Below are 4993 nucleotides of genomic sequence, written 5' to 3'. Positions count from 1 at the left end.
ATATCCGCATCTAGCACATAGTATTCACCTTTGTTAATACTTTGGTAAATCCTACTTATTGCATCTTGGGCAGACCGTCCAGGACGGAACCCGTAGCTTGTGCCTTCAAATCTCGATTCCCATTCAGGTTCGAGAGCCGACTTAACCAAGGCTTGCCTTGCTCTATCTTGGATTGTGGGTATTCCTATTCCAGCTTTTTTCATCCCTACCAGGTTTTGGAATCCATACCCGTCGCAGTGGTTTTGATTTGAGGTTTCCCTTAATGTTCTTGACCAGTTCAAACCTTTGTCTTGGAGAGATTACTCTTACTCCATCAACGCCGGCTGTTTTCTKGCCTTGATTATCTTGAGTCACTCGCCKYACTGCTAAGAGCCGGGCGTAATATGATTTCACCAGTAGACGTTGCAACCTTCTTACCTTTGCATCCTGTCCCGATTTAGCTGCTTGAAATATACTCTTTTGGAGCTTGAAAACTTTCCGTTGAACCTTAGTCCATGGGATTGCCTTCCATGCGTTGTTCGTAGTCTTGATTGGTTTTGGTTTCCCAAACCCTTTCTTTAAACTCGCTATCGCCATTTGTACACCTACTAGACTCTATTTCTTTTACAATCAAACCGTGACCTGTTAGCATATCCCTGCCATTACAGTAGGGCGTTGGCTTTTGGTCACATCTCACATCCTCTAGGACTTGCGGTTACACTTGTCCCTACTGATATCTCGACCAGATAATCAGAGTCCAGGAGGACTTAAAACGTTCCGTTTATATGGGCATTCCATCTTTAGATTTGTCCTATCCACCGGGGTACTTTTAAAGGTCTGTATAGGTAGTAACCAAAGCCCCCTATTTTTCCCCTTGCTCTTTTGAGCGCAGCGTATGAACCTATTTCGCTACTTTATAATTACGGTGGTTCAAGCCGGACATTCGGTTTCCCTAATCATGGATGGTTGGCAGTGGTCTCGCTTCTGGTGTTGGGTTGCACCTCTTAGCCTTCCKTTCCCCGCTTCAATCCTGGGGTTATGATTCCCAAAACTKGGGGTGGCTACCGCCGTTACTCTCTTCGCAATTATTAAGGAATCGTTAAGATTTCCGATTTTGCGTTTTGACCTTGAGTTCCCTGCCTTGTTTTGTATATTTCTATACCAAACTTTGGGACATATAAACAGTTGTGGGATGGTCAGGGTATGAGTTCCTTATATTTCACCAAGGGGTGAAAGTCACACTAGGAAGTTATTTCAGGCATTTCAGCCTTATTTGATTCCTAAACGTCTCGCACCTTAGTCAATATATTAACACTCTTTACAATTCTTAACAATTTTCTTAACAAAAGTTTTAGGATATGGTCCCACAAACTGTCAAGATAAATTTGAGCATATCTACCCTAGTTTAGCTACAATAGGCTCATCCGATGGGAAGGCTAGAGCCTGGTCCGATGGCGATCGTCTCCTTCCCCGAAAGGCTTGGAGTCTGGGTCAAGCTGACCAGCAACCTAAGCCGGTACAAACAACCAATTCACAAATTGATGCTCGATGGCTATCGAAAATTCACAGGCAACTTCAGAACAGCCCCAAAAAATCCATCTTCCCAAAACCAGCCAATCTGATCAACTAAAAAGGATTCGCCACACCACTTCTCATGTAATGGCTATGGCAGTCCAGAAGTTGTTTCCCAAGGCTCAAGTAACTATAGGACCATGGATTGAAAACGGCTTCTACTATGACTTTGATAGCCCGGAACCTTTTACGGAACAAGACCTAAAAGCCATCAAAAAAGAGATGGTAAAAATCCTCAAGCGGAAACTACCCGTTATCCGGGAGGAAGTTAGCCGGGAAGAAGCCCAACGGCGCATTGAAACCCTAGGAGAACCCTACAAGCTAGAAATCCTGGCTGACCTAACGGAACCAATTACCATTTACCATCTGGGCGATCAATGGTGGGATTTATGCGCCGGACCTCACGTTGAAACTACCGGAGATATTAACCCAAAAGCGATCGAATTAGAAAGCGTGGCGGGAGCCTATTGGCGGGGAGACGAAACCAAAGCTCAACTCCAACGCATTTACGGTACAGCCTGGGAAACCCCAGAACAACTCGCAGAATATAAACGCCGGAAAGAAGAAGCTCTCAGACGAGACCACCGCCGTTTAGGGAAAGAATTAGGACTATTTATATTTTCCGATCAAGTGGGTCCGGGGCTACCTCTGTGGACTCCTAAAGGTACAATTCTGAGGACAACCCTTGAGGACTTCCTTAAACGAGAACAGGTGCGGCGGGGATATCAACCAGTGGTTACCCCCCATTTGGGGCGGGTCAATTTGTTTAAAACCTCTGGTCACTGGCAAAAATACCGCGAAGACCTCTTTCCCATGATGGGAGAATCAGAGGACGAGGGGTTTGTCCTCAAGGCTATGAACTGCCCCTTCCATGTACAAATTTATAAATCTAGTCTACGCTCCTATAGGGAATTGCCCATCCGTTTGGCTGAATTTGGGACGGTTTACCGCTACGAACAGTCGGGGGAATTGGGAGGATTAACCCGTGTGCGCGGCTTTACCCAAGATGATGCTCACCTGTTTGTTACCCCGGAACAGTTGGATGATGAGTTTCTCAAGGTGGTTGATCTGATTCAGTCTGTCCTCAAAAAACTCAAGTTGGATCAGTCCTTTAAAGCCCGTTTGAGTTTCCGTGACCCTAATTCTGATAAATATATCGGTTCAGACCAAGCCTGGGAAAAGGCAGAAAATGCGATCCGCCGCGCGGTGGAAACTCTGGGAATGAATTATTTTGAGGGTATTGGTGAGGCTGCCTTTTATGGTCCTAAGTTGGATTTTATTGTTCAGGATGCTTTGGAACGAGAATGGCAGTTAGGAACGGTTCAGGTGGATTATAATTTACCAGAAAGGTTTGATCTCGAATATGTGGCCGAAGATGGAACCCGCCAGCGCCCGGTGATGATTCACCGCGCCCCCTTTGGGTCCCTGGAACGGTTGATCGGGATTTTGATTGAGGAGTATACGGGGGATTTTCCCCTATGGTTGGCTCCGGTAATGGTGCGGTTGTTACCTGTTAGTGACGAGTTTTTGCCTTTTGTGGAGTCTGTGGCTGAAAAATGGCGATCGCTTGATATTCGCGCGGAAGCTGATCACAGTCACGATCGCTTGGGTAAAATGATTCGTAATGCAGAAAAGGCTAAAGTCCCAGTTATGGCTGTGGTGGGGGCTAAGGAAGTGGAGTCTAATAGTCTCAGTATCCGTACCCGCGCACTAGGAGAATTGGGGACCTTGACGGTGGCGGAAACCCAAAGCCGACTACAATTTGCGCTCGCTAACTTTGCTGATTTTTAGCCGGGAACGGTTAAAACCTGCTATGATTCAATATCAGGGGTGCGAGACGTTCAGGGATGAAATAGGGTTGAGATACCCGAAATAACCGCCTGGTGGGGACTTCAACCCTTTGGTTGAATATAAGGAACGCACTCCTGACCATCCCCATAACTGTTTATATGTCCCGACGCTTGGAGAAATCTAAGCAAGGCAGGGAACTCAAGGTCATAAACCAACTGAGAAATCAGGGAGTAGAGAGTAACGGCGATAGCCACCCCCAGTTTTGGGAATCATAACCCCAGGATTGAAGCGGGGAACGGAAGGCTCCGAGATACAACCTAGTATCAGAAACGAGACCACTGCCAACCATCCATGATTAGGGAGACCAAATGTCCGGCTTGAACCATCGTAAGAATCAAGTAGCGAAATAGGTTGAAACGCTGCGCTCAAAAGAGTAAGGGGAAAAGTAGGAGGCTCCTTATACTACCTACACAGACCTTATACTACCTACACAGACCTTGAAAGTACCCCGGTTCTGAGGACAAATCTAAAGATGGAAGGCCCATATAAACGGAACGTTTTAAGTCCTCCTGGACTCTGAGTATCTGGTCGAGGTAGTTAGTAGGGATAAGTGTAACCGCAAGTCCTAGAGGATGTGAGATGTGACCAAAAGCCAACGCCCGGCTGTAATGGACGGGAAATGCTAACAGGTCACGGTTTGATTGTAAGAATAGAGTCTAGTGGGTGTTTAAATGACGCAAGCGAGTTGAAAGAAAGGATTCTAGAAATCGAAACCAATCAAGGTTATTGCACAGTGAGGAATGATGAAGAGAACGGAGGAAGTTGTCCATGCTTCAAATAATAGATAAGTAAGCGAATTGATTTGTACAACATCTCAGTGGACTTGGAATCACACAAAGTTTTGCGATGTAGCCTGGCTAAATAGTGCCTCAGACGGCAGTTTTCTCCTTCTACTCTTGTCATAGCCGTTTTGCTGACTAGATGATTGCAATCCTCAATTAAGCAAGGATAAACTTTGTATCCGTCCGTAATATATAGAAAACAAGCCCAGCCCTGAATCATGTGCCATAATGTGGTAAAAGCCAGCAATGAGCGGTCGCCTATGACAAACTTCAGAATTMCAGGCAGTTTGGTATTCACAACTGTCCAGACCCAGATGGTTTTTTTNTGAACYCACAAAAGTCTGAAGCTCATCAATTTGAGCTATTTCAGGAATTTCATAGTTTTCCTCATCACATCTGGGTTTCTGCAACTCTAACCCAGTTAAGTATTGTGTTGTGAGAAATACCAGTGACTCTCTCAATGGCTCGAAATCCCATGCCATTGAGGGACATTTTCACACAAAGCTCTTTGACATCAGAACTGTAACCTCCAGGACAGGGATTTTCTCGAAATTGGCGACCACATTCACGGCACAGGTATAGCACCAGACAGGAAAGTTAGGACGTATAATGGAGAGGACGAGATGACTAAGAAGACCAAAAATGCCAGCCCCCTATAGTTACGACCTCAGACAAAAAGTTATTGATGCAATTGAACTAGACGGTATGCTCAAAACAGAAGCCAGTCAAGTTTTCCATGTCAGCCGGAACACCATTAATCTCTGGCTGCAAAGAAAAGCACAGACCGGAGACTTCCTCCCTAAACCTAA

At 45.6% G+C, this 4993-nt stretch carries 4 protein-coding genes and 2 pseudogenes; 2 read left to right on the top strand and 4 right to left on the bottom strand.

Annotation, left to right across the window (positions count from 1 at the left end; all coding sequences use genetic code 11):
- From B9T16_RS25625 to B9T16_RS25615, 3 genes and pseudogenes are all read right to left on the bottom strand, one after another.
- Window positions 1-203 (bottom strand): annotated as a pseudogene (locus tag B9T16_RS25625) (RNA-dependent DNA polymerase); the annotation flags it as partial.
- A complete protein-coding gene (locus B9T16_RS25620; protein ID WP_410246090.1) occupies window positions 163-453 on the bottom strand; it encodes a reverse transcriptase N-terminal domain-containing protein in 291 nt (96 codons plus the stop codon). The pseudogene B9T16_RS25625 and the gene B9T16_RS25620, both read right to left, overlap by 41 nt.
- Before the next feature lie 34 nt (window positions 454-487).
- A complete protein-coding gene (locus tag B9T16_RS25615; RefSeq protein WP_410246091.1) occupies window positions 488-631 on the bottom strand; it encodes a hypothetical protein in 144 nt (47 codons plus the stop codon).
- An 896-nt stretch (window positions 632-1527) separates the two neighbouring features.
- Between B9T16_RS25615 and thrS the strand changes: the two genes are divergently transcribed.
- Window positions 1528-3342, top strand: coding sequence for a threonine--tRNA ligase (gene thrS, locus B9T16_RS25610; protein WP_006616117.1), 1815 nt, complete (start codon window positions 1528-1530; stop codon window positions 3340-3342).
- 783 nt (window positions 3343-4125) lie between these two features.
- Here thrS and B9T16_RS25605 read toward each other — a convergent pair.
- Window positions 4126-4763: pseudogene (locus tag B9T16_RS25605) on the bottom strand (IS1 family transposase); the annotation flags it as partial.
- 63 nt (window positions 4764-4826) lie between these two features.
- On the opposite strand from B9T16_RS25605, the gene B9T16_RS25600 reads away from it, so the two are divergent.
- Window positions 4827-4993: IS630 transposase-related protein (locus tag B9T16_RS25600; RefSeq protein WP_410246089.1), on the top strand; the 167-nt coding region annotated here is incomplete at its 3' end.

The organism is Arthrospira sp. PCC 8006 (assembly GCF_046480465.1).
Classification (GTDB): Bacteria; Cyanobacteriota; Cyanobacteriia; order Cyanobacteriales; family Microcoleaceae; genus Limnospira; species Limnospira platensis.
The sequence above is the reverse complement of the archived record's forward strand: the minus strand, read 5'-3'. Positions and strand labels throughout refer to the sequence as shown.

What these genes read in the sequence shown, in the direction of transcription:
- B9T16_RS25615 (WP_410246091.1), bottom strand. Translation starts at nt 631, where the DNA reads ATGCTAACAGGTCACGGTTTGATTGTAAAAGAAATAGAGTCTAGTAGG.
- thrS (WP_006616117.1), top strand. Translation starts at nt 1,528, where the DNA reads ATGGCTATCGAAAATTCACAGGCAACTTCAGAACAGCCCCAAAAAATC.